Here is a 26,528-nt window from a genome sequence, read left to right on the forward strand (position 1 = left end):
GACAGGTGGAATCAAAAGTTTACTCCACTTGTCCTCTCCTAGTATGTTCCTTCTCATCGACAACTACGATTCATTCACCTATATTCTGTACCAATACCTGAACCAAATCATACCAACTACTGTCATGCGGCATGATGAAGACTTACCTCTGGATTTACAAAAAAAATACAAGGCAGTTGTTTTGTCACCTGGACCCGGCCTTCCTAAAACTTCAGGAAAACTCATGTCACATTTAGATTCAATGTATGAGACAATGCCGATACTTGGGATTTGCCTTGGCCACCAAGCCATCGGAGAAATGTTTGGAGCCAATTTGGTACAAACAGCCGATGTGTTTCATGGAAGGCCTTCTGAAATCTTTCACAATGGCGAAGGTATCTTTAAAAACATTCCCAATGGCTTTTTAGCAAACCGTTACCATTCTTGGTCGGTTTCGAAAGTTGCTTTTCCGAGCGAATTGGAAGTGACAGCCGAAACAAAAGATGGAGTCATAATGGGAATTCGTCACAGAAAATGGAATCAGGTCTTTGGGGTTCAGTTCCATCCAGAATCTATCCTCACCGAACATGGGGAAACCTTACTCCGTAACTTCTATGAGGAAGTAATCCAATGAAATATTTTTTACGACTACTGTCCTATTCTGTGCATTACCGAGAACGTTTTGTTCTGGGTTTGGTATTTGCACTTTTAACAGCGGTTCTAAATGGTATATCTCTTACAGCCCTTATCCCTCTCTTTGATTCGTTAGGTGGGGATAAAAACAATCGTTTTCATTTGGATTTGACCCTACCAGAAAAAACAATCTTAGTGCAGGAAGTATTACTCGGTGCGGATAGTTTGGATGGGCTCGAACGTATCAAACGTGTGATCATCTCAGCAAAACTCCAAATCAACGAGTTCACAGCCGACATGGAACCTAAGGAAGTGGTCTGGGCCGTTTGTATTGCTGTTTTTCCGCTTTATCTACTAAAACTCGGAACTTATCTTTTATCTGTCTATTGTATTGCCACCGCCGGTTATAAAGCGGTGAGAGACATTCGCCAAGAGTTATTCCAAAAAGTCCAAAGGTTACCTCTCACTTATTTTTATAAAGAAAAAACCGGTCTTATCATGAGTCGTGTCATTAACGATGCAGAAATTGTAGCTGCGGTCATTTCGAGTAACTTACGTGATGCGGTGATTAACTTTTTTTATGTTTTAACGCACCTAATGATTCTTATTTATCTAAATTCAGAATTATTAGTCTTAGCTTGTCTTACGATTCCGGTAGTGATATTGCCGGTAACACTTTTCACTAGAAAAATTTCTTCCTCGACTGCTCGGTTCCAAGAAAAAATCGCCGACTTAAATAGCCATATCCAAGAATTCATATCCGGGATTAAGGTCATCCGCACCTTTCGCCAAGAGAATCAAGATCTTAAAAAATTCGATCATATCAACTATAGAGTATACCGCCGGACTTTCAAAGGACAGTTTTACTTACAAATGGCACCGAGTCTTGTGGAGTTGACATCTTCCATTGTAGTTCTCGGGTATTTTGCTATGGGTGCTAAATTCATTTACTCGGGTAAGTTCACACAAGGGGAGTTTATGGCCTTTCTCCTTACCTTGTTATTTTTACTTCGTCCTCTCACTCAACTTTCGCAGATGGTCGGTAAAATTACCCAAGCAAATTCAGCAGGGAAACGTATTTTTGAAATCATCGATCGGGATTCCGAAGTGGTAGAACATGGAGACGAAACGGTTCTCGAAAAAATAGAGAAAGGAATCCAGTTCGATGACATTCATTTTTCTTATCCCGGAACCAATCAAGAAGTCCTCAAAGGAATTAACCTAGATATCAAACTAGGCGAAACTTATGCCTTTGTGGGAACCAGTGGTTCAGGTAAATCAACACTGATGGATTTGATTCCCCGGTTTTTCGATCCTACAGCCGGTAAAATTAGAATCGATGGAATCGATATTCGTAACTATTCCCTAATCTCACTTCGTAAAAAAATCGGAATTGTAACTCAGGAAATCTTTCTCTTCCATGGGACCATTGCAGATAACATCGCTTATGGGACTGGGGCTGCTTCTCGTAAGGAAGTAGTTCGTGCTGCTCGTCTCGCCAACGCCCACGACTTCATTACCAAAATGGAAAATGGCTACGACACCGTCATCGGGGTTCGAGGACTCGATCTCAGTGGGGGTCAAAGACAACGTTTAGTGATTGCTCGTGCTTTGTTACGAAATGCGGAGATTATGATTCTAGATGAAGCCACAAGTGCCCTGGATGCCGAATCGGAACGTTTGGTCAGTCGTGCGCTAGAGCGCCTCTTCAAAAATAGAACTACTTTTATCATTGCCCACCGCCTCTCTACAGTGCGCCGTGTGAAAAATATTGTTGTGGTTGAAGAGGGGGAGATCAAAGAACAAGGGGATCATGATTCCCTTTTGGCAGAAAATGGAATTTATAAAAAATTATACGATAGTCAATTTGCCGATGCGGAGATCTAAATATGAAAAGAGTTCTAATAGTTGATGATAATGATCGTTATGCGAATAATCTGAAATCCTTTTTTGATTCAAAAAATATTCCATCTGACAGGGCAGTGGATGCCAAAGAAGGCCTTGTCCTTTTTTCTAAAAATCCAAATTACGATATGATTGTTTCTGATGTAACAATGGAAACCCAAACCTCTGGGCTTTGGATGATGCGTAAAATTTACAAATCCGATTACAAGGGTGTTCTCGTCATCGCCTCTACTGGATTTGATGTATTCGGTGTGATGCCTTTTTCTTCTTTGTTTTTACCTTGGTTTTGTGGCCTCCATTGGATGATTCCCAAAGTGCCACTCAAACAAGGAACGGTGGAATGGGTTCCCACCGTTCTCTCCAAAGGAAAAACTAGTCCTTTCTAGGAACTTTAATCTCTTCGATTGGGTTGAAGAGATTGTTGTGTTTTCCTTTTTTTAGATTGGAATACTTTCCCGAATTTCCATCGCTTCCCAATTGTTTTACTTCAATGATATCCAATTTTGGATAGAACACCCAACCAGTCACGAATGCACCCCTTGCTCCAGGAAGGGTGGATTCCATTTTCACTTGGATGTATTTGTCAGTGAGGATATCTTCCCCAATCCGAACGGCAAATTCCTTTTTTGTTTCGGAAAGGATGAGTCCAATCTCTTTACTTTTGATATAAGATACTGGTCTCGAACGTTCGTTAGGTTCTGATCTGAGATAGTCGTCTTCAATGAGGATGATGGCATATTTACCGAAGGCTTTTCGTCTCAGTAAAGATTCCCCGATTCGTTTGTTTATTTTTTCGTCTGTTTGGGATTCGTTCAATCGAATGAGAGCAAAAGTAGCAGAGAGAGATGGGTTTTTGCTGATTTCGTCTACGGCCATAAGAGCCAGATTTGGTTCCTCTGCCACAACTCGTTCTAAAATTCTAAGACTTTCCCGACTTCCGTGAATAGCAAGAGCTTCGAGGGCTGCTTCTTTGATTTCTTGTTCGTTGGATTTTAAAAACTTATCAAACACTTCCACATCAGCATCTAATTTGTGATAAGCGAGCCCTCGGAGTGCTCCAGAAACAATCACCACATACTCAGAAGCAAGACCAGTTGTCAGGATCATTTCTCGACCGGCTGGATCTTTTGTTTTCCCGAGTCCTTCGTAACTGACAGCAATTACTTCGGGATCTTCCGCCTTGGTACCTGCGATAAAATAGGAAAGGGATCGTTTGTCCCCAAGATCTGAAAGTGCTTTGTAAGCAGCAGGTCTTACTTGGTATCCATCTTTATCAATAGCATTCTGTAAACTCACACGACCTGCTTTGAGGCGACCCAGAGCAAGGGCTGCTGCAGAACGAACCCGGGGAATAGGATGTGTTGCTAGAATTTTCTCTAGATTTTTGGGTTTACGGTAATATTCCCACTGGAATACCTGAACGAGTCCATTACGAATTTGTTCTGTATATTCTTTGTCTTTTTTCTCTTCATCAGAGAGAACTCCTTCCTCTTCCTTTTTGACCAATTCATTAATTTGATCATCCACTTTTGCTTTACCTGTAACTTTCGTTTTGCGATTCAGGCGTTTGATGGAAATTTTGGGAGTAGTATCTATTTTTTTTGGAATCACCTTCGCCACTTTTTTTGCCGTATCAATTTCATTTGTTATGATAACGGGATCTATTGCAGGTTTTATTTCCTTCTCTGCTGTATCTTTGCCTTGGTTGTAGTTTCCTGAATCTGATCGTAAATGACGGATTGCATTGTGAATTCCAATTGCTTTGGGACTATTTTGTTTTAGCGAATCTAAAATATTACCTAATTCATAACTCACTCGACCAATGGCCGGTCCATCAAAATCATTCGGCGTACTATCGATCAAATCCTGGTTGGTTTGAATCAGCCCAGGAAGTTTGGCTATGATCGGAGGGAGGTCTTCTTCCAAATAGGCGGCAGCTTGCATCTCTTTATCGACTGGTTCGCCGACCGTTTTTTTGCTATCAGCACGAAGAGCTACGTTCTCAGCAAATTCTAATAGTGCAATGGCTTTGTGTGCCTCTTGGATAAATTCATCATACTTGCGGTTGTTGGTTACCGGGATGATGACACCTTTTGATTTATGAGGATCTAAATCACTTCCTTGGTATTCTTTATACTTTGGTGAAATATCTGTTAGTTGGTAAGGTTTTGATGTGGAACAACTTATCAATAAAACAAGGACCACCCATAAACTGCTCTTCCAAATTATGTCTTGACCCTTTTGAAACATCTGATAGCCTACTTCCATACTTTGAATATCGGATACGTACTATAAGTAAAATTAGCGGCAATCTAGCTGGTCTCAAGCCAAACCAGCTAAAAAAGTTAAAATCTCTCTCCGAAAGGCGACTTCGAGAGGATTCTATCATATCTATGGACCTAGCTAGGCTCGTAGGTGAGATTTCAGTAGAAATTGGTAGGCAGGTAGGCCTGCTCATTGAGAGAAGTGGTTATGTCACACATCTCATTGTGGGAAATGACCACTCCATCGAAATTCCGCATTTGGATCGGTACCGTGTTGCTCATTCAAGACTCCGCGGGCTTCGCCTCTTTCATACACATCTCAAAGAACACCCGTTAAACCAAGAAGACCTGATGGACCTTGTCCTCAACCGTTTTGATTCCATTACAGCCGCTTGTGTTGGAACTGACGGGATTCCTAAATTCTTTTTTTCGGCCTTTATTAACCCAGATCCTGAAGCCAAAGAACCGTGGATACTTTCTCCCAAACAATATCCAGGCCAATTGAAGTATGGGTACTTAGAGCAAGTAGAAGCATTAGAATCCGAATTCACAAAAAAAACCTCTACTCTCAAAACCTCTCAAAAAGAAAACAGAGCGTTTCTTGTGGGCGTGTATGATGTACGCAAAATGAAACGTTCGCCTGACCATTCCATGGCAGAACTGAAAGAGCTCTGTCGCACGGCGGGAATCCATGTGGTGGATACCTATGTCCAAAAAAGAGATCCCGATCCCAAAACCGTAGTAGGTAAAGGAAAATTACAAGAGATCATTCTAACTTCGGTTCATAAAGATATCGAACATTTAATCTTTGATTTAGAACTCACACCTTCACAGGCAAAAAAAATATCCGATGCCAGTGATTTAAAAATCATCGATCGCACCCAACTCATCTTAGATATTTTTTCCAAAAATGCAAAATCGAGAGATGGAAAACTCCAAGTAGAACTAGCCCAACTCAAATACCTAAAGAATAGACTTTCTGAATTGGATGACAATATGAGTCGCCTAACAGGGGGAATTGGTGGGAGAGGGCCTGGGGAAACTAAGTTGGAAATTGGAAACAGGCGAGTGGAAGAAAAAATCACTCGTTTGGAAAATGAACTCAAAGATCTAAAACGTAGACGGGAGCTGAATCGCAAAGCCCGTACGAGAAATGAAATTCCTATTGTGGGGATCGTTGGTTATACCAACGCCGGTAAGTCCACACTCCTCAATGCTTTAACCAATTCTACAGTGATTGCAGAAGACAAATTATTTGCAACACTGGATCCCACAACCAGGCGGATCCGTTTTCCTGAAGAAAGAGAAATCATCATTTCCGACACCGTGGGGTTTATCCATGACCTTCCGCCAGACCTCTCCCAAGCCTTCAAAGCCACTCTTGAGGAATTAGGGGATGCAGACCTCCTCCTCCATGTGGTGGACTCTACAAATCCAAACTATGCGGAACAAATGGAAGCTGTAGACACGATTCTCAATTCTTTACAGTTGAATGAAATTCCAAGGATGGTGGTTTTTAACAAAGCTGATGGACTCGATGAAGAGACCCATGCCTCTTTTGAAAAAAATGGAAGCCTACTTGTTTCTGCAGTCACTCGTGAGGGACTCGCTCAACTTCTAGAACTAATCGAAGACGAAATTTGGAAGAAAAAAGAACAAAAACCCTTAGTTACTACTCCCAGTTAGAGATTGCTTCTTTTTTCGTAGGGAAGATTTTGACTTTGCCTGGCAAATCCATAAGTCGAATCACGTTTTCCAAAAAATGATTTAAACCCCCAATCAGAATTTTGCCGTGATTGCTCTCTACAGTTTTGATGATACCAATGAGTGTCGCTACCCCAATGCTATTGATGTATTCCAGTTTGGTCAGTTCCAAAATGATATTATAAACCGCATCCCGAAAGATCACCGAAATATTCCGATTGATTTCATACGCATTGGTATTGGTGATTTGACCGACAAAGGAAACCACGAGAACCCGTTCACCTTTGATCTCGACGAATTCTGTTTTTAGGTCGAGAGATGGAAATTGTAAATTCGCCATGGCGAGTTACAGTTTTTCCAGAAGCCGAATGGCCACAGTTTTTTGTTTGATGATGGCAGACATAGTATCAATTTCCTGCAGAGATTTTTGAAATTCTCCTTCAGTAGCTGCATGAGTGACAACAATCACTGACACAGGTTCTGAAGTGGACTCCTTCTGTTGGACGGATGCAATGGAAATATTATGACGGCCGAGGATCTGAGAAATTTCCGCAAGGACCCCTGGTTTGTCCACTGTGGAAAATCGAAGGTAATAACGGACCAAATTGTTTGGTTCCGGGAATGCTTTCGCTTCTGGAAAAAGATTATTTTCTTTGGCAATGTCACGGCTTCCGAGCCTCGAAGCATAGTAGATGATGTCGGAAAGAACCGCACTTGCTGTAGGCATTCCCCCAGCACCCTTTCCTGTGATCATTCCTGAATCGGCTTCTTTGGTTTTATAAAACACTGCATTGGATTCATTCATCACATTCGCGAGTGGATGGTCGAGAGGAACAAGGGTGGGATGCACTTTCGTCAGAACACCCGCCGAACTTCGTTTAGAGATTCCCAAAAGTTTGATTCGGTATCCAAGAGACAATGCGGATTGGATATCTAAAGATTGTAAGTCAGAAATTCCTTTTACCGAAAGGGATGCGAACGAAACGTACTCTCGAAAAGCAAGACTTGCAAGCAAACTGATTTTATGGCCGGCATCAATTCCTTCCACATCAAAGGTGGGATCTGCTTCCGCAAATCCTAACTCTTGGGCTTTTTTTAAAGCAGTGGAATAATCCCAAGATTCTTGCTCCATTTTTGTTAAAATGAAATTGGTAGTGCCGTTCAGGATTCCGCAGATGACTTCAAATTCACAAGAGGCGAGGCCGTCCCTTAAAGTGCGGATGATGGGAATGGAACCGGCGACAGCTGCTTCATATCCTAATTCAACGCCGGTTTTTTCAGCGATCGGATACAGTTCTCTGCCTTTTTCGGATAACAACGCCTTATTGGCCGTAATGACAGTTTTGCCATTTTCCAAGGCAGAACGAACGGCTTTGTAGGCCATGTCAGTCCCGCCTATCAATTCAACAATCATATCGATATCCGAACGATTTGTAACCGATAGTACATCCTCTGTTACTGGAACGTTCGTTTTACCTTGGAGTTTTCCCGGACTACGAGTGGCTATGGCCGTTAGTTGTAAGTTGATTCCATAATGATTTTGGATTTTTTCTCGGTTTTTATCCAAGAGTTGGAGTAAGCTAGTGCCGACGACTCCGGCACCCAATAGACCAATACGAACTTCTTTCATCTAGGATCACGATTTCGTAGGAGAAAAGGAAACACACTTAAAAAAATTTTAAAAAAAAACAAATTTGAGAAGAAGTTCTTCAGCTTTTTCTGATTTCATGTGATAACTATAATTAGAATTGTCTCGGCAATAAGGATTATCATTATGGCAACGAAAAAATCATCATCTGCCGCTAAGAAGAAGGCTGTCAAAAAAGCGGCTAAGAAAACAAATACGGTTAAGAAACAATCTACAAGAAACGAGAGCGCATCTCTCTTCAGAAACGATGAGTCAGCACAAGTTTCTCTTCAATCCCCGGTATCTCACTCCGACGGATCTTCCCACGGTACAAAAGAATCTGGAAATGGAGTTTATCTATTTTTAGTTTTGGCAGGAGTTCTTGCCATCGGGTACTTAGGATACGTGAAATACTTCAAAACAAAAGCTCCAGTAGCAGTAGCAACAGTTCCTGCTGATGCTCAAACTAAACCAGTAGCTGCAGAGCCGGAGAAAAAAGTAGAGGAAGCACAAACAGAAGCGCCTGCTGCTGGATTTTTAGTGGATAAAGTTGCCTCTAAGAAATGGTCTGAAGCTGCAGCATATTGTAAATCTGTTGGTGGCGTTGTTCCTTCTAAAGAGGATCTAGTAAAATTCGCTGCGACTGCTCCCAAAGAGATCAAATCTAGCGAAGAGAAATATTGGACTAAAACTGAAGTGGATAAGAAGTCAGGTTTGGCTTACCGTTTTTCCAACGGAAAAGCTCCAAAAGTGGATAAAGCTACTTCCTTAAAGGTTCTTTGTAAAAACTAATCTCTAACGAGAGTTTGATTGGATCGGGGCTAGAATTTCTCTTCTGATTTTGTCCGCAAGATCAGAAGAAGCAAACATCTTCCCCGAAACATCGGTCAAATAAAAACTGTCTTTGGCACGTCCTGTTTCGAAGTCTGTTTCGATGGTGGCACTGCGAATGTTGATTTGGTTTTGCATCAGAATTCGTGAAACATAATACAACAAACCCCTTCCTGCACTACTTTCCAAATACAAACAAGTTTCATTCCGTTCGGGTAAATCGCTAAATATAAATTCCGGAGTTTCACGAAAGAAAGTGGCAACGGCCGGCTCTTGGATTTGTAACTTCTCTAAAATTTCTTCAAACTTGGTATTCTTGGAAAATAAGGAATCCATCATCATTCCCAGTTTGAATGCGGCTTGGGTAGTATCACCACCATCTGCTTGTAAAATGAACGAATCGATTGTAAATTCCCTTCCTTTCTCAATCACCGTACTGAGTTCTCCAGAAAGGATGTCCATTTTCAGAGCATAAATGATCGTAGCAATTCGGTGGAAGGTACCAATTTGCGTAGAATCCGTTTTAAGGGAAATGAGGATGTTTTCCTTTTCTCGTTTGTATTGAAACTCGATCAATGTGGCATTTCCCTTTCCCACAGATTGTATACATGCACAGGAAATTTCAATCAAAAGGTTTCTGCAAAATACGCCGATGATGATAAAAGACAGTATGAAAAAACTACTATTGATTCTATTCGTTTTGGGGATCACGATGGCACCCCTTGTTTCGCAAGAGGAAACTTCGGAAGAATCACCCTTTGCAACAACCAAAAAGAAAGTCCAACTCTGGAAAGGGGAAGTGGTTGGTGTTTATAAAAACAGATTGTGGATCAAAGTTCGAATTTACCGCAACCAACGAATCTCCAAACTCTCTTTGAAGGAAATCAAATCTTTATTTGCCGATACTAAGGAATTTCCGGTGTATCAAAAGGTCACTGATCTCAAACAAGGTGTCCTTGTTGTTCGTGACACGGTTTGGGAAGAAAAACACATCAATAAAAAAAATCAGTTCATTGAAGTAGTGTTAGTAGGTGATTATAAACCAGATCTCAGTTCAAAAATGAAAGAGATTACAACAGATGCATATATTTCTAGTTATATCGAAGAAGATTTTTTTACAGAACCTGATGCCTTTTTTAAAGGAAGATTTACCCCGCCGAGAAAAACGGTATTTCATCCCAAAGATAGAAAAGAGATGGTCCTTGTTTCGCGCGGTCTTTTTCTTTACGGCCAAGGAACTGATCCTTCTTCCGATAGTTTCAATCCCTACTTTTTAGAACCAAAACCTTCCAACTTAAAGGAGATTCCCTCCTTTTATATTGATAAATTTGAAGTCACAAACGCTGAGTATGCATACTTTTTAAAACAAACCAATACACAAAGCCCTCCCCATTGGATAGGTGGAAAGTATCCCGAAGGAGAAGGGGATTTTCCAGTGGTTCATCTTACATATCGTGAAGTGGAGCGTTATGCAAGTTGGGTAGGAAAACGAATCCCTACCGAATGGGAATGGGAAAAGGCGGCAAGGGGCCCGGGTGTGATCGAGTTTACCAATCGAGACGAAACCTTGGGCTACCAAATCATTGCTACGAAATATCCCTTTGGGGATGAATATGATTCTTTATATTGTAATACTAGAGAATCTAAGATTGGAAAGGCTCAGTCTGTCTACGAACTATCCACGGAAGGAGAAAGTCCTTACGGTGCCATAGGAATGTGTGGGAATGCACCTGAATGGACTTCCAGTGATTACCAATTGTATCCTGGGCATCATATCAAAAACTTTTCTTTTGGAAAAATTTATAAAGTGGTTCGTGGTGGTTCTTATTCTGATTCGGCAAAGAACTCTACGGCAAGTGCAAGGTCTTATGGAGGAATTCCCAACCTATCAGAAGATAGGCGAGCAGGATTTCGTTTGGTTATGGACTATCGAGACTAAATTACTTAGTTAGGACCTCGTTTCTTTTTCCCAGTTTTTTACAAATCTTTCCAAGGACTTCCTGTTCGTCTGGAGAGAGTACTGCAAATTCGGAGGTGATCCGTTTTACGTGGTCAGGAAAAATTTGTTCGATGAGTTTTTTTCCTTCTGCAGTTAGGTGGACAGAAATAAACCTTCTGTCTTCCACACCGCGCACACGTTCTACAAGACTTCTTTTTTCCAAGTTGTCGATCACGAGTGTGATGTTACCTGTACTTTTTAGAATTTTGTCCCCAAGATCTTTTTGGCAAAGGGGACCCAAATGGTACAATGTCTCTAAAACACCGAACTGGCTTTCTGAGATATTCCACTTAGTAAACTCAGAAATAAGTCGGGAAGATAGAGATTCTGCAGCGCGTTTCAGTTTGATGAACGCATCCAGAGCCTGTACTTCTTTTTTGGATCCTTTGAATTTTGTTCCCATTAGTTTAATATCAAACTATCAAATCTTAAAGTATATGTCAACCGGTTTCTTGGCTCTTTTGGAAAAGATCTTTCATGAGCCGAAGTGTTCCCGTAAGTCCTAAAACCACGGAAGAAGCAGCAACGCCACCCATAAGAGCACCGGCAACACCTGGAGAGCAGGCATCCGCTCCTGTTAGGTAAAGATTTTTGATAGTTGTCCTCACACCTAACCATTCTTGTTTAAAGCGTTCCGGTGTACAGGAAAGTCCATAAATGGAGCCTTCTTTATGTCCGGTAAAAAACTCCGTTGTGATGGGAGTGGAGAGCTCTGTGAACTCAATGAGATCCCGAAATCCAGGAAATCGTTCCTCCAAAAAAGCTAACATCCCTTCTGTGATCGTTTCCTTGAGTTTGGTATAGTCCTCACCCCGCTTTTTCCAGGGTTCGTCTTTCCATTTGGCAAATAGAGAATAGTCGGCAAAGCTGATCGCTTCTGCTGTAAACCCTTCCGCCTCTGGATTCTTTAAGGAAGGAAAAGACAAATACATCATCGGCGGATTTCCGTTCACCAAATCATTTCTTTTCGCATAACAAGAGTCATGATCCGTGACTGGAAAGATCCAATGGTTTTCGCCGTGGAATCCAAGTTTAGTCGGAGATTCCTTAAATCCAATATAAAGGGTAATGGATGTTGTTCCTTGTGTACTCAAAGATTCTAATGGTTTTTGAAAAGAGACGGAATGTTCTTTGGGTAACAATTTATTGTAGGTAGTGTGGGCTCCGGCATCGGATACGATCACATCGGCAAAGAATTCCTGTTCGGAAAAAGTTTTTCCTTTTTGGACTTCTACCTTCACACCAATCGCTTTGCCCCCATCCAAAAGGATTTCTTTGACTGTATGGAGGATTTTTAAACTTCCCCCGTTTTCTTCAACTATGGGTTCAATCGAATCTACAATTTTAGAAGATCCCCCAATCGGAAAATAACCCCCGTTAAAGTAATGAGCGACGATCATCGAATGGATGGCAAAAGACGAAGTGGAAGGAGGAAGCCCATAATCCCCCCACTGGGAACAAAGTAAGGCTCTTAAGTTTTCATCTTTAATATGCGTGTCCATATACTCTTTGGTTGTAATATAGGGAGTGGAGATATGGTTTAGATTTAAAAACTTGGCGGCCTTTTCAAAAACGGAAGGCAAAGCTTTGAGTGTAAAATGCCTTCCAAACCATTGGGTAAAGGTTTCCACATCCCGGAAGTATTGGTCAATGGCCTGGGCTTCTAAAGGAAACTTTTCTTTTAAGTCTGACTTAAACCTTTCCTTTTCTCCATAAACTGGAAAACTAAAGTCCGGGTAATCAAAGACCTCAAATGGTTCTTCCATTTTGTTCCACTTCACACCTTTTCTGGTGATGGAATCAAATAGAGTTCGTAACATCGACCCTTCCGCCAAGTCGCCAATGTAATGGATTCCGACATCCCATTCAAATTTTCCTAGCCTTTTGAATGTATGGGTGAATCCACCTAACTTAAAATGACGTTCCAGTACCAATACTTTCTTTTTAGCAACTTGCGAAAGGATAGAGGCGGCCGTTAGGCCACCAATACCAGAACCGATAATGATTACGTCATATTTGTTTTCCATTAGTTGTATTTAGTCTCTACAGTATATTCCACTGTGACTGTTTCATTGGCTTTCACGGGAACGTCGGAGTAAGCTTTGGTTGCTGATTCTTTTGTAAATTTATGAGAGGATTTTGTGATATTCCAATCTCCCCAAAGGCCTGCATAGAACCTGACTTCGATTTCTTCTTTTTTTCTGTTTCGAATTTCGACTGAGTAAGTGGATTTATCTCCGCGAGATAGTTTGAACACTTCGTTTGAGAGTCGTTTTCCATTAGCAACCACATCAAAAGCTTGGCCTGTCCGAATTTTTACTTCTTCATTTTCGGGAGTGTGATCAATTGTATCCTCTCCAAGAAGTTGCTGGCGGCCTTTGGAATCGGCTTTAAAAACACGAATAGTTCCTTGTGGGAGTGGTCTTCCTAAATTGTTTTTCTTTGCATTTTTGAAGATGTATTTGATGTTTGCGTTGTTGAAATTTTTTTCATTTCCTTCATGCATGGGGAGATTTTCAAAAACGAAATACTTTTTGATTTCAATTCCTTCGGATTGGAAGAGTTGGACTTGTTTAGTTTGATTGTATCCAATGTTCGTTGGTTGGTCCAATGTATATAAATAGTATTCAGATAAATTTTCCTGATTGAACTCAGGTGCTTCTGCAGACTCATCATACTCCTTCATCGTTGTTTTTTTCACAGTGCGTGATTGTACTGCATAGGATGGAACTTGATTGGATATTAGGTTTACTTTGCCTGCAACAAGTTGTAAAACTGCGTTTTTAAACTCCGCACCTGAATTATTATTTAACGTAACCCAAGAATTGAGGCCACAAAGATTTTCATCTTTATCCAGAACAAGAATGTAATCAGCAGACCAACCAAGGCCATTGGTTTGGTAAGAAACTTCTAAAGTTTGTTCTTTTTCTGTATCGTTCTTTAATTTCCAAACAAGAGTAGGTTTCGCAAATAGGTTTTCGGGAATGGTAGGAACCGTAATCCTTCCATTATATCCTAGGGAAATTTCATCTCCAATTTTATACACAGGGCTTCCGTTGTTTGCGATTAATGTAGCCTTAACAGAAGTTGTTTTTTCTTTCCCTTCTTTATGAAGAGTCACTTCTTTCCCAATATATTTATCCATAAGACGTTCTTGAGAAATTAAATCATATTCATAGTTTTGTTCGAAGACTGTGAGTTTTTTAGGATCCTCTCCTTTGACTCTAACAGTTTGTGGAATGATTTGTGAGGGAACATCTTCGAACCGTAAGGTGCGAATTCCCTTCGAGAGATTCAAAGTTCGAGTTTCACGAACAAGACCAATCCCTCCGTTATAAATGGTTACACTCACTGATTTACGATCTGACTGAGTCGACATGTCAAAAGCGGAATCGGATGTGATGTTACCTGCGGTAAAAAACAAAAGTGATAGAGTGGCGATCGATAATATTTTGGATTTCATGTATTCTCCCATGAGCATTCTATACTCTGCGAAGGTAAAAAACGAATGCAACCAAAATCGTTAGGGGAAAACTGCACTTTAAGAGGATTCATATGGCAAATGTAGTAAAAATCGGGGTCATTGGTGGGACAGGCCTTTATTCAATCGATGGAATGGAGATCATACAAGAAATCCACCCGGAAACTCCTTGGGGCAAACCTTCAGATACAATCACCATTGGTCGGTTTAAAGGAAAGGAAATAGCCTTTTTGCCAAGACATGGAAAAGGACATTTTCTAAATCCTAGCGAAGTTCCGGCTCGTGCAAATATTGCCGCATTAAAACAGTTAGGCGTTGAAGAAATCATTGCTTTTAGTTCTGTGGGAAGTTTACGCCAAGAAATCGCACCTAGAGATTTTGTAATTCCCTCCCAAATCATTGACCGCACGAAAGCACGGCCTTCCACTTTTTTTGAAAATGGTATGGTAGCTCATGCTCCATTTGCCGATCCATTTTCTCCAGGTCTTGGCAAAAAAGTAGAGGAAGCTGCCAAACAAATCAATCTTCCCATCCATTCCAACAAAACTTTGATTTGTATGGAAGGTCCACTTTTCTCAACAAGAGCAGAATCTCATATGTATAGATCTTGGGGTGCTGATATCATCAATATGACAGTTCTTCCAGAAGCAAAACTAGCTCGTGAAGCAGAGATCCTTTACCAAATGGTATGTATGTCTACAGACTATGATTGTTGGAAAGAAGATGAAGCTCATGTAACATTGGAAATGGTTTTAGGCAACTTAAGTAAAAATGCAGAAACTGCTAAGAAGTTACTATCGGCTCTCATTGACCTTTTAGGAAAGTCGGATGACACAAGTCTTGTAGGAAGTACAAAGTTTTCTTTGGTGACGGCTCCTGAAAAAAGGAACCCAGAACAAATACAAAAATTGAAATTTCTTTTCCCTACCTACTTCTAATCTGAACTTACAGCTTGTTCCAAAGTGGGAAAAACTTGGAGCAGGCTGCGAAGTTTTGTTAGTTCTAAAACGTATCTAACTTTTTCAGAAGGGGAGATGATACGAATGTATCCTTTTTGTTTCATCAACCTAGAATGAATCCCCAAACAAACACCGAGGCCAGAACTGTCGATATAACTGACTTGTTCAAAGTTTAGAAAAACGTTGTTGATCCCTTTGGATATGAGAATTTCCAAATTCTCTTTCATGACTTGTGAATTGTAGAGGTTGATTTCTCCTGACAATTCAAAATACACAGCGGTTTCTGGAAGGGGGACAAATCTCTGTTGGAGAACTTCCATTTTGAAGTCTCCACTTTCAACTGTGTAATCACTCCAGTTTTCGATCATATTGAAATTTCCTTTACCCCGTCCGAAATTTGAAACTTGTAGAAGTCTATCTCAACGTTAAATTTTTGTTGATAACTTTTTTTTAAAACTGCATCGATTTTGGAAAAATGGTCTTTCATATCTAGTACGAGTACGCATCCTCCAAACCCACCACCGATCATTCTGGCACCAGTGACGCCTAAACTCTGCAAAGAATCAACTATGAAATCTGTTTCGGGACAAGACACTTCGAATTCTTTGGATAAGGACCAATGTGTTTGGAAAAGTGCCGAGCCAACATCTTTGAAATTTCCCGATTCTAAACCCTCGATTACGATTTTGGTTCTCTCACGTTCAGATGTTACATGTTTGGTTCGTTTCATTTCGTCATTTGTTAGGTGGCAGTCATTTATTTCTCTATCTGTAAGATTTACTTCATACAAATGCATAAATTTTGGATACTTTGCCTTGATTTTTACCAAAGCTGATTCGCATTCTTCTCTACGTTTGTTATAAGCACTGTCTTTTAAACTATGTTTCACCTTGGAATTAATAAGGTAAAACTCATGGTTTCCCAAATTAAAGTGGTGGTATGAATATTTTAGAGTATTTGTATTTAAGGAAATACAATCATCCTTTTTGCCAACAGCAATAATGAATTGGTCCATGATTCCGCATTTGGTTCCAACAAAATGGTTTTCCGCATTCTGGCTAATCACGGCGATCTCTTCGCGAGAAATAGGAAGTCCAAAAGTTTCCGTAATCGCATAGCCAGTGACTACTTCAAATGCCGCTGATGAGGAGAGGCCAGAACCTTGCGGGATATTTCCATCTACTAATAAATCAAATCCTGGGACTGAATGACCTCTCTTTTCAATCTCAGAGATGACTCCTGCAATATAATCTGTCCAAGGTGATTTTGGATTTTGTTGGAGTGGTTTTTTTATCTCCACTGTTTCGTTATACGTGACTGAATGCAAATGGAAGGAGGAAGTTTCATTTGGACGAAGGTACACTTGTACAAAAAAGTCAATGGCGGCCGGAAGTACAATTCCCCCTAAATAATCTACATGTTCTCCAATGATATTGATTCTAGCAGGTGCCTGGAACAAACGTGGGAGCTGTTTTGTTTTTCCAAATATTGATTCAAATCGATTCAAATTTTCTTTACTTCTTAAAGAATCCACTTCATCTTCCTTTCGATGCTATACTTTATTCAAGGATCGGTGTTATGTCGAACTTAAAAATTTCGGATAGATTTGCGAAATCTTTTCTGACTGAAACTTTGATTCAGAAAGAATTGGAAAATGCCGAAAAAGCCCGACAAACTTTGCTTCAAAAAACAGGGCCCGGAAATGAGTTTTTAGGTTGGGTAGATCTTCCAAACAAAATTAGCTCCGAGGAACTGCAAAAGGTTCGGGTCGCTGCAGAAACAATCCAATCTCATTCACAGTATTTGGTGGTAGTGGGAATTGGAGGAAGTTATTTGGGAGCAAGAGCTGTCATTGAGGCCTTAACTCCTGAATTCAGTGCTCCGGAAACACAAAAGAAATCTGTAAAAATCATTTATGCAGGCCATCATTTGGATGCGGATTATCATTCGCGATTGTTGGCATTTTTGGAGAACAAAGAGTTTTCTGTGAATGTGATTTCTAAATCAGGAACGACTACGGAACCTGCCATCGCCTTTCGTTTGTTACTTTCTCTTTTAGAACGCAAATATGGAAAAGAGAATGTGAAAAATCGTGTCTTTGCTACGACTGATAAACAAAAAGGTGCGCTCAAACAATTAGCAGATGAATATGGATTTCCCACTTTTGTGATCCCTGATGATGTCGGTGGCCGTTATTCTGTCTTTACACCTGTTGGATTGTTGCCGATTGCTGCTGCGGGTTTCAGTATCAACAAACTCATCGATGGGGCAAAACTAATGGAGGCAGAATTGAAAACAAAATCTGCTGCCGACGGAAATATAGCCACACTCTATGCAATGATTCGAAATAGTCTTTATGCAAAAGGCAAAAAAACAGAAATTTTAGTCAGTTATACTCCTGCTCTCGCTTTTTTATCTGAGTGGTGGAAACAACTTTTTGGTGAAAGTGAAGGAAAAACCGGCAAAGGAATTTTCCCAGCTTCTGTTCAATTCACTACCGACCTGCATTCTATGGGACAATACATCCAAGATGGGGAAAGACATCTTATGGAAACAGTCATCAAAATTGAAGCCCCCAAACAGGATGTTTATTTAACTGAAAAACCAGACGATCGTGATGGTTTGAATTATTTAGCGGGTAAAAAACTTTCTGAAGTAAACGAGAGCGCTATGCTTGGAACTCTCATCGCTCATAAAGATGGCGGTGTACCTTGTTTAGAAATCGTATTACCCGGATTAAATGAAGAAACCGTTGGAGAACTTTTGTATTTCTTTGAATTCGCATGTGGAGTTTCTGGTTATATGTTAGGTGTCAATCCCTTTGATCAACCAGGTGTCGAAGATTATAAAAACAATATGTTTGCATTGCTTGGAAAAAAAGGATATGAAAAACGAAAACAAGAAATCCTAAGCCATATATGATGATTTAAGGAAGGATTGGATTTTGGAAAGATTCGTTCCAAAAATATCTTTTGTTGCGTAAGAATCCCAGAGTTCTTTCGTTCCTAAATCTAGAACAGTGCCAGGGAATACTTCTCCGGTAATTTCTTTTCGTTCTGCACATTCTTTAAAGATATCGGAAAGATCAAAATATTTGTTTTTTTCTAAATGTTGGAGGCAGCTTGGACTTAGGATTGCAAGTCCAATATAATAATAAGACCCGTTTCCAAACTTTAAGAATCCACTTTCATCAATGTCAATTTTTGTATAGGACTGGTCGGTCGGTATTGGAAGTAAATACAAATGAATTTTGATATTTTTTGCTAAACTCACATTAGGTGAAAAGTTTGGATCTGGAAAAAATAAAGTATCAGGATTAACGAGTAAAATAGGTTCATCTAAATCATCTTCCGATAGCCCTGTTCGAATTCCCCCGGCGGTTCCCAGAATTTTTTCTTTTTCTTCTAATATTTCCACAGGATACTGTTTGAATTTCTGAATATGATCTTTGATTTTTTCGCCTAAATAATGTATGTTGATCCAAACTTTAGATGTTTTCCATTCATTTAGAAGGTACAAACTATAATCAAGAAGTGATATTCCTTGGATTTTTAACAATGGTTTTGGGCAATTTTCCGTAAGCGTTTCCATTCGTTTTCCAAATCCAGCAGCTAAAACAAAAGCTTTCATAGATTTTTAAAATCCTTATGTCGGCTGAGTTCCTCTCGTAGACTTCGAACAAAAATATATAGTGAGTCAGCAAACATACCCAATTGGATGATTTCTTCCAATTGATTGAGACAAGAAATAATAGATATTTTGAACTTATCTTTCTTATGGTCTGTCACCATTCGAAAGTAGGTCCCGAGTGCTTTAAAAGATCTCTGTAAGGCTTGTAGATAGAATGTATCATTGAATTTTTTTGATTGGTCTACATTCCTTTCTCGAAAGGATTTGAGCATTAAGGAGCGAAAATCCCTAGGTAAGGGATAGTAGGCATCATATAAAATCGAAGCCAAATCATATTGGGGAACTCCCATTCGAGCATCTTGAAAATCTATTAAAGCATAATCTGTATTTGGTGTGATTAAGATATTGCGACAATGGAAATCTCTGTGAGTAAAAACGTTAATAGGATATTTGTTTAAGTAACCTACAGTTTCTTCAATAAAGGCTTTGGCTTCATTAGATATTTCTGTTTTAATTTGAAATTGTTTTCGAAACCCTTCGAATTTTTCCAAAGTTAAGTTAGTTTCGAAACTAAGTTTTTCGGTATCAAATTTTCTGATTTTGACTAAAGAAGGTGGATCAAGTAATTGGAGTTTTAAAATTAAATCGATAAGTATTGGAAATTTATTTTTATAATCATTTAAATTGTAAGTGCTAAAATCATTTAATCCTTCAAAACTCATAAATGTAAGCCCAAGATTTCGATTGATATCAAGAACTTTTGGAACATGAATTCCATTGGAATTTAAAAATTCAGAGATAATGATAAAATCTTCATTTACATCTTCATCTACACAAGTTACTTCTTCTTTCCTGTTAGAAGTTGTAATGCGAAAGTATCTTCGCGTGGAAGCTTCTTCTTGTAATGGCTCAATTTTACAATCTTTACCATAACGAGAAAAAATGAATTCTAATTGTGAGTCATTAATTCCAGGGTACACTTAATAACTATGATTCCATCCTTTTGGGAAAAATAAAATGAAATTTAGATCCTTTTCCTGGTGAAGATTCAATTTCTAATCGAATCTCGAAATTATCTACGATTTGTTTGACCACAAACATCCCTAGGCCTGTTCCCTTCCCAAGTTCTTTTGTTGTAAAATAAGGTTCATAAATTTTGTCTAAAGTTTCTGGTGACATACCATCGCCGTCATCGCTTATAACAAGATGAGAAAACTTTTGATCTTGGTAGGATAAAATTTCAATAGTTCCAATGTTATTAGTGGCATCAGCAGCATTAAGAAGAATGTTTGATAGTAATAATGCAAATTGATCCGAATTCATTCGAATCGGAATGTCTTCTGAAGATTCCTCTCTCTTGATTTGACAATACTTTAATTTTGCTGTTTCTTTGAATACTTGAAGTACTGAAGAAATTTCGTTGTTTAGATTGAGTATTTTGGATTTTTCATTATTTGATTTTAATGATTTTCCCAGTTGTAACAAATTGGATGTGAGTGCTCTTAATTTTTCTGTTTGGTTCAGGGTTACTTTTAATGCTCGGTCTTTAAGCATTGTATCAGCATTTTCTCTAGAAGCCATTTCTACGAATCCTTGGATCGCAGTTAGGGAGTTGTTGATCTCATGACCAATGCTTGCTGCCACTACGGATAAAAAAGCTCGGCGTTCCGAATGAATCAGCTGTTCTACCATTGCTTTCTTTTGAGTCACATCTCTAATGACACCAGTGTAATACATGTCTCCATCTAAACTATAAGAACAAATTGCGATGTCGGCTAAAAAAGTGGATAAATCGGAACGTAATAATGTTACATCAGATAGTTGCAGGGTGGATTTATTTTTTTCTTCACTGAGGACCTTAGATACCTGCGCCATATACTTTTGCATTTTATTTTCGGTAAATAAAATTCTCACTGATTGACCAATTAGGTCTATTGGAGCCCGAAACAGAAGCATATCGAAACTTGCTTTATTTGCTGATACTATTGTCAGTTTCGAATCAATAGTGATTACAGCATCCGAAGTTGCATTCAATATGGCTGCGTTTTGTCGGTTTAAATCTAAATTTTGAGTACGGAGAGCTTTTTCCAATTTCTCAGATAACATTAGTTTTTCTAAATCAGAATCTTTTTGATTTTTTACTTCTAATGCTCGCTTAACAACGGATAAAATCTGAGTTCTATCCACTGGTTTGGATATATATTCAAAAGCATGGTAACGAATGGCAGATTCGGCAGAGGAAAGGTTTGGATTTCCAGTAATCAAAATCACCGGTAAATTAATATTTTTTTCCGCAATAAACTTTGTGAAATCAATGCCTGACATTCCAGACATTAGAATATCAGAAATTACTACGGAAAAAGTTTCACCAGCGGATATTCTTTGGATGGCTTCCGAAGCAGACTCAGCGAGTTCGATTTGATAACCTTCGCGCGACAGAACTCTTTTTAAGGCAATTCGAATGTCTTCTTCATCATCTACTATTAAAATCTTATCCATTGTCCTCTGTATGAGCAGGCAGGTAAATCTCTACCTTTGTTCCTGTTCCTTCCTTTGTCTTAATATAGATTTCTCCACCATGTTCAGCGATGATCTTTTTTGAGATAGAAAGTCCCAAACCAGTTCCTTGTTTATTTCTTCTCGTTGTAAATAAAGGTAAAAAAACTTTTTCCAAAGTTTCATCATCGATCCCAGGCCCATTGTCTTCTACTGAAAAAACAACCCATTCTTTTTTCTGATTTTTAACTAAATCAATTCCCAATTCAATTTTTGGAAATTGTCTCGCGGTCTCCATTTCAGAAAGTGCGTTGATGGAGTTTACCACACAATTAATTAATACCTGCTCAATTTCTTGCCACCGAACAAAAATTCCTGGTAAATTTGGACCAGCATGGCGTGTAAAATTGATATTTTTCTTTCGGCAACTGACTTCAACAAGTTCGCTGGTGCGAACCAAAATATAATAAGGAGAAACAAAATCCCGATTGGGACTTTCCATCCTGCCTAAATCAAGTAATGATTTTACTAAATCACGAATTCGTAAATTTGCTGATTCGATTTTTTTCAGAATGTTTCTGCGTTCATTTGGATCCGATTCTTCGACCGTAATCAAATCGTCCAAATATAAAAGGGCACTTTGTAGTGGATTGTTGATTTCGTGGGCAAGCCCAGCTGCAATTTCACCAATGCTTGCAAATTTCATAGATTCGATGAGTTGCCTATCCATTCGTTTTGCTTCGGTAATATCAGAAAAAACCAACATAATTTTTTTATCATTTGGATTGTCTCGCCTAACTGGTATGAAGCGAATCTCGAATGTTCGTTCGTCTCCGAGTAGAACATATTCAAATTCGGTTGTTTGTATAGTTTGATTTTCAACAACTGAATGTAAAACATTCATCAATTTGAATTTCATTTTTTCATCAAAAAAATGGAAAATACCTTCACCAACTTCAAATGCAAAAACTTGAAATAATAAAAATTTAAAAATAGGAGCAATTTCTAATATGATGGCATCTTGATTGATAATCACAAAACCATTATTCATGGTAGCAAAAAAAGTTCTTAATTTGTCTTCACCATATTTTAGAATCCGTTCTGCATTTTGTAACTCAGAAAGATCTAAGAAGAGTATGGTAATTCCATTTGGTTTTCCTTTGTCTGTGGTAATAAAACTTTGTAATTGGAAAGTGGTCTTTTCCCCTGCCTGAGATTCTAATTCTAAAATACGTTTTGTATCCCGAACCGAAATTTCATTTTTGAATTCTTCTGGCAGAAAAAGAATATCTGACAGTTGGTAAGATTGAATTTGTTCGGAGGATAACCGAAAAAAATGGATCAACGGAAGATTTGCATAAAGCAATTTTCCATTGAGATCGGCCTGAAGAAAAGGAATCTCCAAATCATCATTAATCTCTGATTGTTTGTTTGCGAATTCATGATTCCAATGGATGGTAATGGAATAAATTTCAGTAGTAGAATCAAAGAATTCTCTTAGAGAGGAAAACTGAACGGAAACAGGAATCTTTTCTAGTTTTTGATTTTTGAGGAACCATTTGTATTCACTGTTGGATTGTGGGTGGGCATTGATTTCCGAAATTAAAAGTTCGTGATCACAAAAGATATTTTGGATTTCTAAAGAATTGGAGTTTTTAAGTTCCAATCTTTCAACAGAGCTTTCATCGATATAAAGAATTTGTTTGGATTTAAGATCGACGAAAACCAATCCATTCTGGGAATGGGAGAGAAGCTGCGATAGTCTTTCAATTTTTGAATTCAACATTATGATTAAATACGTTTACCGAAGCCTTTTTCGAAACTATCAATCCCAGAGACGTAAATCAATGAAAAATATGGGTGGAATTCCCTGTTTCGTTGATATGGGCGGACATAAAATCTTTTATTGGAAATTTGGAAATGGCAACCAAAAACCAATCGTTTTTTTGCATGGATTACTCGATGAAAGTTTCGGTTTTCGCAGGGTCATAAAAGAACTGTTAAATGATGGTTTTCCGCTTTATGTATTTGATTTACCGGGATATGGAAGAAGTAAATTACCTTTAGTAAAATATTTATACCAAATTGATGTTTGGGCAGACTTACTTCTTGAGTGTTTTCAAAAATTAGAACTAAAAGACATTTATTTAGTCGGACACTCGATGGGAGGTCTTACTTCTCAACATTTAGTTTTGCAAGATATTCAGAAAAGAGTTAAGAAATTAATTCTTTTAGCTCCTGGTGGGATTCCTCATCCAGAACGTGAAAGGATGCGTAAAATCCTTTTTCCTAAAACAGAAAAGCAGGTAATTTTACTTCTACGTTATCTTTATGGAGAGGAATTTCCCGAACCGGGATTTTTATTTCGCAATACACTCGTTACCATCTGGAATGAAAGACCAAACGAGTATTTACAGGAAAATACCCTGCGCCGAGAAGATGAGATTTTTTTTGATTCAAAAATGAAAGGAATTCAAATTCCAACTTTGATTTTGGCCGGTGCGGAAGATGAAATCACACCGCCCTTTATGATGAAAAAAATGAAATCTTATATTAAAAAAAGTAAACTTATTTGGATACCGAAAGTAAGGCATGCAATCCATTTGGAAAAACCAGAGATTGTCGCAAATAATATCAGAATATTCTATAATTCTTAATTATTCTCCATCGTCGCCAATTGCGTCTACGGGACACATTGCCATGGCTGCTTTTGCCTGTTTTTCTTCATTCGGGTTAGTTGGTTGTTTTTTGAAAAAAATATGACTTTCGTCAGAACTATACTCCAAAAGGTTGGGGGCTTCCTTAATACAGTCGTTACAAGGCACACAGGTCTGGTCGACATAGTATTTTCCTGGGACATTTTCGGGTTGTTTGATACTTTTATCAGCCATAGAGTATTTTTACTTTTTAACAGACCCCCCCTTATAAAATAAAGCATATATGACGAAAAAGAACATCCTCATCGTCGAGGATGAACCCTTCCTCGGACTCAATATCAAACAGAAAATCGAATCCTTTGGTTTTCATGTGATTGCAGTTGTACCTTCTGGGGATGAGGCCTTCCAAATAGTTTCGGAAAAAGTTCCGGATCTTATCCTAATGGATATCAATCTAGAAGGGTCATTGGATGGAATTGACACAGCCGAATCATTGAGAGAACAATTCTCTGTTCCAGTTTTATTTTTGACGGGATTTTTAGATGAAGCTGCCAAACAGAGAATCAATCAAAACCCATCGTATGCATACTTGATGAAACCATTTACCACTGACCAATTAAAGGAAGCTGTGTCCGGTTTTACCGTTTAAGTTTTTTCGGCTTACCCTTTCCATTCCCATCGAATCAAAAATTCTCGATTCCCATCAGCACCTTGGATGGGAGATTCCGCTAGTCCTAGAAATTTAAGGTTAGAATCTAATCTTTTAATCTTACGCCATATGTTACGTATCGTATAGCCAATCTTATGCGAATCTTTGAGCACTCCCCGATCCAATTGTGATGGATGGACTTCAAATTGTGGTTTGAATAAAGATATCCCTTGCCAAACAATCTTGGGACTGGATTGAAATAAAGTGACGAGTGATCCAAAAACGGGCACAAGCGATATAAAACTTAAATCCATTGTGATCCAAGTTTCTGGTGTCAGAGGTTCCAACTGGGTTATAGTGAGGTCTTTTAAATGGGTACGGTCAAAAACTGTGACTTTGGGATCATTGGCAATTTTTTGTGCTAATTGCCCATACCCAACATCCACTGCGATGACACGAGAGGCCCCTTTTTCTAATAGCACCTGACAAAATCCGCCTGTGGAAGAACCTAAATCAATACAGGTTTTGTTTTGAACATTGGCATCTGAAAAGGATTCGAAAGCACCAAGAAGTTTGTAAGCTCCTCGAGATACATAGGTTTTGATTTTTTCTTTGATACGAACAAGATCTTTAGGTGCTATGTTGGTTCCCACTTTGGAAATCACCACATCGTTTACAAGGACGGAGCCAGATAGAACCAACGATTGGGCAAATTTTAAGTCAATCGCATAACCTTCGCGAACGAGGTATTCATCCAGTCTAATTTTTTCTTTCGGCAATGTATTTGGGCAATCCTAAAAAGAATTCATTATTTAGGGAAGGAAAGTCGGAAACAAGAGAAATTGCCCGAGTGACAGATTCATTCCTTAATCTTTTGGCTGTTTCCATACCGTAAAGGCCTGGATAAGTAAGTTTGCCGGCTTTGGCATCTTTGCCAGGAGTTTTTCCAAGTTCCTCTAGATTGCCTTCCACATCCAGAATGTCATCTGTGATTTGAAATAATAAACCAATTTCTTTCGCATAACGAGAAATAACTGCCTCTCGTTCTTTCCAATCGGGTCGGAGTCGGTTTCCCAAAAGAAAGGATGCTTCAATCAAAGCACCGGTTTTTTTTTCATGGATGGATGTGAGTCTGGATTCTTTGTCTTTCGTGCTCGGATTTTTTTCTTCTTCTATATCTTCCATTTGCCCAAGGATCATCCCCTGAATGCCCGCACCTTGGTGTAGGATTTGAATGGTATCACGAATTGCATTGGGGTCTGCGGTCTTAATTAAAGACAACAAATAGAAACTAAGGGAATTGAGTGTATCACCAGCAAGGATAGCCGTAGCCTCATCAAATTGGATGTGGCAAGTAGGCAAACCACGCCGGGTATCATCATTGTCCATGGCAGGCAAGTCATCATGGATCAAAGAATAAGTATGAATGCATTCCACAGCAAGAGAAGCCAAATAAATAGACTTATGATCCTGAAGATTGACTTCTAACGGGAGTTCATCCGGATTAAAAAAAGAATTGATTACAAAAATTGGTCGGATTCGTTTTCCACCTGCCTGAAGACTATACAAACATGCGTCTGTTATGCGAGTGTTGGGAGAAAATAATTCCTTTGTATAGGATTCAAAAAAAGAATCGAAGAGTTGTTTGGAGTTTTTTAGAATATTGGAAAGGTGAGTTGGCACTTGGAAAAGGACCGGTTCTACCTAAAGAACC

The 26,528-nt window shown here is 39.0% G+C and carries 26 protein-coding genes; 10 read left to right on the forward strand and 16 right to left on the reverse strand.

The features are described 5' to 3' along the window. The first annotated feature begins 43 nt into the window (after positions 1-43). The 3 genes from JWG40_RS14670 to JWG40_RS14680 are packed head-to-tail and all read left to right on the forward strand — an operon-like array spanning position 44 to position 2,903. On the forward strand, positions 44-613 hold the full coding sequence (locus tag JWG40_RS14670; RefSeq protein WP_205286668.1) for an anthranilate synthase component II: 570 nt from the start codon (positions 44-46) through the stop codon (positions 611-613). Continuing rightward, complete coding sequence (locus tag JWG40_RS14675; protein WP_205286522.1) at positions 610-2,499, forward strand: ABC transporter ATP-binding protein; 1,890 nt, start codon at positions 610-612, stop codon at positions 2,497-2,499. Before JWG40_RS14670 ends, JWG40_RS14675 begins: the two co-directional genes overlap by 4 nt. A 2-nt stretch (positions 2,500-2,501) precedes the next feature. Next, on the forward strand, positions 2,502-2,903 hold the full coding sequence (locus JWG40_RS14680) for a response regulator (RefSeq protein ID WP_205286523.1): 402 nt from the start codon (positions 2,502-2,504) through the stop codon (positions 2,901-2,903). Here JWG40_RS14680 and JWG40_RS14685 read toward each other — a convergent pair. Beyond that, complete coding sequence (locus tag JWG40_RS14685) at positions 2,890-4,767, reverse strand: HEAT repeat domain-containing protein (RefSeq protein WP_205286524.1); 1,878 nt, start codon at positions 4,765-4,767, stop codon at positions 2,890-2,892. The two genes, JWG40_RS14680 and JWG40_RS14685, sit on opposite strands and share 14 nt — an antisense overlap. 143 nt (positions 4,768-4,910) lie before the next feature. On the opposite strand from JWG40_RS14685, the gene hflX reads away from it, so the two are divergent. Next, the gene (gene hflX, locus JWG40_RS14690) at positions 4,911-6,467 is read left to right on the forward strand and encodes a GTPase HflX (protein WP_232369394.1); all 1,557 of its coding nucleotides are present in this window, start codon (positions 4,911-4,913) and stop codon (positions 6,465-6,467) included. Here hflX and JWG40_RS14695 read toward each other — a convergent pair. Both JWG40_RS14695 and JWG40_RS14700 read right to left on the reverse strand, forming a co-directional pair. After that, positions 6,454-6,825 carry an STAS domain-containing protein gene (locus tag JWG40_RS14695; protein ID WP_205286525.1) on the reverse strand — a complete coding sequence of 124 codons (372 nt, stop codon included), beginning with the start codon at positions 6,823-6,825 and terminating at the stop codon, positions 6,454-6,456. The two genes, hflX and JWG40_RS14695, sit on opposite strands and share 14 nt — an antisense overlap. Before the next feature lie 6 nt (positions 6,826-6,831). Next, positions 6,832-8,115, reverse strand: coding sequence for a homoserine dehydrogenase (locus JWG40_RS14700; protein WP_205286526.1), 1,284 nt, complete (start codon positions 8,113-8,115; stop codon positions 6,832-6,834). 144 nt (positions 8,116-8,259) lie between these two features. On the opposite strand from JWG40_RS14700, the gene JWG40_RS14705 reads away from it, so the two are divergent. After that, positions 8,260-8,904, forward strand: coding sequence for a hypothetical protein (locus JWG40_RS14705; protein WP_205286527.1), 645 nt, complete (start codon positions 8,260-8,262; stop codon positions 8,902-8,904). A gap of 3 nt (positions 8,905-8,907) precedes the next feature. Here JWG40_RS14705 and JWG40_RS14710 read toward each other — a convergent pair whose 3' ends face one another. Beyond that, the gene (locus tag JWG40_RS14710) at positions 8,908-9,519 is read right to left on the reverse strand and encodes a hypothetical protein (RefSeq protein WP_015682589.1); all 612 of its coding nucleotides are present in this window, start codon (positions 9,517-9,519) and stop codon (positions 8,908-8,910) included. 94 nt (positions 9,520-9,613) lie between these two features. Here JWG40_RS14710 and JWG40_RS14715 point away from each other — a divergent pair, with 94 nt between their 5' ends. Further along, the gene (locus JWG40_RS14715) at positions 9,614-10,882 is read left to right on the forward strand and encodes a formylglycine-generating enzyme family protein (protein ID WP_205286528.1); all 1,269 of its coding nucleotides are present in this window, start codon (positions 9,614-9,616) and stop codon (positions 10,880-10,882) included. Between the two features lies 1 nt (position 10,883). Here JWG40_RS14715 and JWG40_RS14720 read toward each other — a convergent pair whose 3' ends face one another. Genes JWG40_RS14720 through JWG40_RS14730 form a run of 3 tightly spaced genes read right to left on the reverse strand, consistent with a single transcriptional unit; the run spans position 10,884 to position 14,405 of the window. Beyond that, a complete protein-coding gene (locus JWG40_RS14720; protein ID WP_205286529.1) occupies positions 10,884-11,345 on the reverse strand; it encodes a MarR family winged helix-turn-helix transcriptional regulator in 462 nt (153 codons plus the stop codon). A 37-nt stretch (positions 11,346-11,382) separates the two neighbouring features. Then, positions 11,383-12,969 carry a phytoene desaturase family protein gene (locus tag JWG40_RS14725; RefSeq protein ID WP_205286530.1) on the reverse strand — a complete coding sequence of 529 codons (1,587 nt, stop codon included), beginning with the start codon at positions 12,967-12,969 and terminating at the stop codon, positions 11,383-11,385. Beyond that, positions 12,969-14,405: a DUF4139 domain-containing protein gene (locus tag JWG40_RS14730; protein WP_205286531.1), complete on the reverse strand. Its 1,437-nt coding sequence runs from the start codon at positions 14,403-14,405 to the stop codon at positions 12,969-12,971. Before JWG40_RS14730 ends, JWG40_RS14725 begins: the two co-directional genes overlap by 1 nt. 92 nt (positions 14,406-14,497) lie before the next feature. On the opposite strand from JWG40_RS14730, the gene mtnP reads away from it, so the two are divergent. Then, positions 14,498-15,361 carry an S-methyl-5'-thioadenosine phosphorylase gene (mtnP, locus tag JWG40_RS14735; RefSeq protein WP_205286532.1) on the forward strand — a complete coding sequence of 288 codons (864 nt, stop codon included), beginning with the start codon at positions 14,498-14,500 and terminating at the stop codon, positions 15,359-15,361. Here the strand turns inward: mtnP and JWG40_RS14740 are convergent. Together JWG40_RS14740 and galK are read right to left on the reverse strand one after the other, a co-directional pair. Then, positions 15,358-15,750 carry an STAS domain-containing protein gene (locus JWG40_RS14740; RefSeq protein WP_205286533.1) on the reverse strand — a complete coding sequence of 131 codons (393 nt, stop codon included), beginning with the start codon at positions 15,748-15,750 and terminating at the stop codon, positions 15,358-15,360. The two genes, mtnP and JWG40_RS14740, sit on opposite strands and share 4 nt — an antisense overlap. Continuing rightward, positions 15,747-16,916 (reverse strand): galactokinase, encoded by a 1,170-nt coding sequence (galK, locus tag JWG40_RS14745; RefSeq protein WP_205286534.1) that lies wholly within the window; start codon positions 16,914-16,916, stop codon positions 15,747-15,749. Before galK ends, JWG40_RS14740 begins: the two co-directional genes overlap by 4 nt. 44 nt (positions 16,917-16,960) lie before the next feature. Between galK and JWG40_RS14750 the strand changes: the two genes are divergently transcribed. Further along, complete coding sequence (locus JWG40_RS14750; protein WP_205286535.1) at positions 16,961-18,304, forward strand: glucose-6-phosphate isomerase; 1,344 nt, start codon at positions 16,961-16,963, stop codon at positions 18,302-18,304. Here JWG40_RS14750 and JWG40_RS14755 read toward each other — a convergent pair. Genes JWG40_RS14755 through JWG40_RS14770 form a run of 4 tightly spaced genes read right to left on the reverse strand, consistent with a single transcriptional unit; the run spans position 18,290 to position 23,294 of the window. Then, positions 18,290-19,012 (reverse strand): NTP transferase domain-containing protein, encoded by a 723-nt coding sequence (locus JWG40_RS14755; RefSeq protein WP_205286536.1) that lies wholly within the window; start codon positions 19,010-19,012, stop codon positions 18,290-18,292. The genes JWG40_RS14750 and JWG40_RS14755 overlap by 15 nt on opposite strands. After that, a complete protein-coding gene (locus JWG40_RS14760; protein WP_205286537.1) occupies positions 19,009-19,992 on the reverse strand; it encodes a phosphotransferase in 984 nt (327 codons plus the stop codon). The genes JWG40_RS14755 and JWG40_RS14760 overlap by 4 nt, the downstream gene beginning before the upstream one ends. Positions 19,993-19,999: 7 nt before the next feature. Beyond that, a complete protein-coding gene (locus JWG40_RS14765) occupies positions 20,000-21,511 on the reverse strand; it encodes a hybrid sensor histidine kinase/response regulator (RefSeq protein ID WP_205286538.1) in 1,512 nt (503 codons plus the stop codon). After that, on the reverse strand, positions 21,504-23,294 hold the full coding sequence (locus JWG40_RS14770; protein WP_205286539.1) for a two-component system sensor histidine kinase NtrB: 1,791 nt from the start codon (positions 23,292-23,294) through the stop codon (positions 21,504-21,506). The genes JWG40_RS14765 and JWG40_RS14770 overlap by 8 nt, the downstream gene beginning before the upstream one ends. A 70-nt stretch (positions 23,295-23,364) precedes the next feature. Between JWG40_RS14770 and JWG40_RS14775 the strand changes: the two genes are divergently transcribed. After that, on the forward strand, positions 23,365-24,165 hold the full coding sequence (locus tag JWG40_RS14775) for an alpha/beta fold hydrolase (protein ID WP_232369395.1): 801 nt from the start codon (positions 23,365-23,367) through the stop codon (positions 24,163-24,165). On the opposite strand, the gene JWG40_RS14780 is transcribed toward JWG40_RS14775, so the two are convergent. Beyond that, positions 24,166-24,399 carry a ferredoxin gene (locus JWG40_RS14780; RefSeq protein WP_205286540.1) on the reverse strand — a complete coding sequence of 78 codons (234 nt, stop codon included), beginning with the start codon at positions 24,397-24,399 and terminating at the stop codon, positions 24,166-24,168. 49 nt (positions 24,400-24,448) lie between these two features. Between JWG40_RS14780 and JWG40_RS14785 the strand changes: the two genes are divergently transcribed. Beyond that, positions 24,449-24,814 (forward strand): response regulator, encoded by a 366-nt coding sequence (locus tag JWG40_RS14785; RefSeq protein WP_205286541.1) that lies wholly within the window; start codon positions 24,449-24,451, stop codon positions 24,812-24,814. A gap of 11 nt (positions 24,815-24,825) precedes the next feature. Here JWG40_RS14785 and JWG40_RS14790 read toward each other — a convergent pair whose 3' ends face one another. Both JWG40_RS14790 and JWG40_RS14795 read right to left on the reverse strand, forming a co-directional pair. Beyond that, the gene (locus tag JWG40_RS14790; protein ID WP_205286542.1) at positions 24,826-25,593 is read right to left on the reverse strand and encodes a TlyA family RNA methyltransferase; all 768 of its coding nucleotides are present in this window, start codon (positions 25,591-25,593) and stop codon (positions 24,826-24,828) included. Further along, the gene (locus tag JWG40_RS14795) at positions 25,574-26,497 is read right to left on the reverse strand and encodes a polyprenyl synthetase family protein (protein WP_205286543.1); all 924 of its coding nucleotides are present in this window, start codon (positions 26,495-26,497) and stop codon (positions 25,574-25,576) included. The genes JWG40_RS14790 and JWG40_RS14795 overlap by 20 nt, the downstream gene beginning before the upstream one ends. Between the last annotated feature and the right edge of the window lie 31 nt (positions 26,498-26,528).

This window comes from Leptospira abararensis, assembly GCF_016918735.1.
In the GTDB taxonomy this organism is placed as follows: domain Bacteria; phylum Spirochaetota; class Leptospiria; order Leptospirales; family Leptospiraceae; genus Leptospira_A; species Leptospira_A abararensis.

What these genes read in the sequence shown, in the direction of transcription:
- JWG40_RS14730 (WP_205286531.1), bottom strand. Translation starts at nt 14,405, where the DNA reads ATGAAATCCAAAATATTATCGATCGCCACTCTATCACTTTTGTTTTTT.
- JWG40_RS14770 (WP_205286539.1), bottom strand. Translation starts at nt 23,294, where the DNA reads ATGTTGAATTCAAAAATTGAAAGACTATCGCAGCTTCTCTCCCATTCC.
- JWG40_RS14720 (WP_205286529.1), bottom strand. Translation starts at nt 11,345, where the DNA reads ATGGGAACAAAATTCAAAGGATCCAAAAAAGAAGTACAGGCTCTGGAT.
- JWG40_RS14705 (WP_205286527.1), top strand. Translation starts at nt 8,260, where the DNA reads ATGGCAACGAAAAAATCATCATCTGCCGCTAAGAAGAAGGCTGTCAAA.
- JWG40_RS14685 (WP_205286524.1), bottom strand. Translation starts at nt 4,767, where the DNA reads ATGTTTCAAAAGGGTCAAGACATAATTTGGAAGAGCAGTTTATGGGTG.
- JWG40_RS14785 (WP_205286541.1), top strand. Translation starts at nt 24,449, where the DNA reads ATGACGAAAAAGAACATCCTCATCGTCGAGGATGAACCCTTCCTCGGA.
- JWG40_RS14780 (WP_205286540.1), bottom strand. Translation starts at nt 24,399, where the DNA reads ATGGCTGATAAAAGTATCAAACAACCCGAAAATGTCCCAGGAAAATAC.
- JWG40_RS14675 (WP_205286522.1), top strand. Translation starts at nt 610, where the DNA reads ATGAAATATTTTTTACGACTACTGTCCTATTCTGTGCATTACCGAGAA.
- JWG40_RS14750 (WP_205286535.1), top strand. Translation starts at nt 16,961, where the DNA reads ATGTCGAACTTAAAAATTTCGGATAGATTTGCGAAATCTTTTCTGACT.
- hflX (WP_232369394.1), top strand. Translation starts at nt 4,911, where the DNA reads ATGGACCTAGCTAGGCTCGTAGGTGAGATTTCAGTAGAAATTGGTAGG.
- JWG40_RS14775 (WP_232369395.1), top strand. Translation starts at nt 23,365, where the DNA reads ATGGGTGGAATTCCCTGTTTCGTTGATATGGGCGGACATAAAATCTTT.
- mtnP (WP_205286532.1), top strand. Translation starts at nt 14,498, where the DNA reads ATGGCAAATGTAGTAAAAATCGGGGTCATTGGTGGGACAGGCCTTTAT.
- JWG40_RS14755 (WP_205286536.1), bottom strand. Translation starts at nt 19,012, where the DNA reads ATGAAAGCTTTTGTTTTAGCTGCTGGATTTGGAAAACGAATGGAAACG.
- JWG40_RS14695 (WP_205286525.1), bottom strand. Translation starts at nt 6,825, where the DNA reads ATGGCGAATTTACAATTTCCATCTCTCGACCTAAAAACAGAATTCGTC.
- JWG40_RS14715 (WP_205286528.1), top strand. Translation starts at nt 9,614, where the DNA reads ATGAAAAAACTACTATTGATTCTATTCGTTTTGGGGATCACGATGGCA.
- JWG40_RS14740 (WP_205286533.1), bottom strand. Translation starts at nt 15,750, where the DNA reads ATGATCGAAAACTGGAGTGATTACACAGTTGAAAGTGGAGACTTCAAA.
- JWG40_RS14670 (WP_205286668.1), top strand. Translation starts at nt 44, where the DNA reads ATGTTCCTTCTCATCGACAACTACGATTCATTCACCTATATTCTGTAC.
- JWG40_RS14680 (WP_205286523.1), top strand. Translation starts at nt 2,502, where the DNA reads ATGAAAAGAGTTCTAATAGTTGATGATAATGATCGTTATGCGAATAAT.
- JWG40_RS14700 (WP_205286526.1), bottom strand. Translation starts at nt 8,115, where the DNA reads ATGAAAGAAGTTCGTATTGGTCTATTGGGTGCCGGAGTCGTCGGCACT.
- JWG40_RS14765 (WP_205286538.1), bottom strand. Translation starts at nt 21,511, where the DNA reads ATGGATAAGATTTTAATAGTAGATGATGAAGAAGACATTCGAATTGCC.
- JWG40_RS14725 (WP_205286530.1), bottom strand. Translation starts at nt 12,969, where the DNA reads ATGGAAAACAAATATGACGTAATCATTATCGGTTCTGGTATTGGTGGC.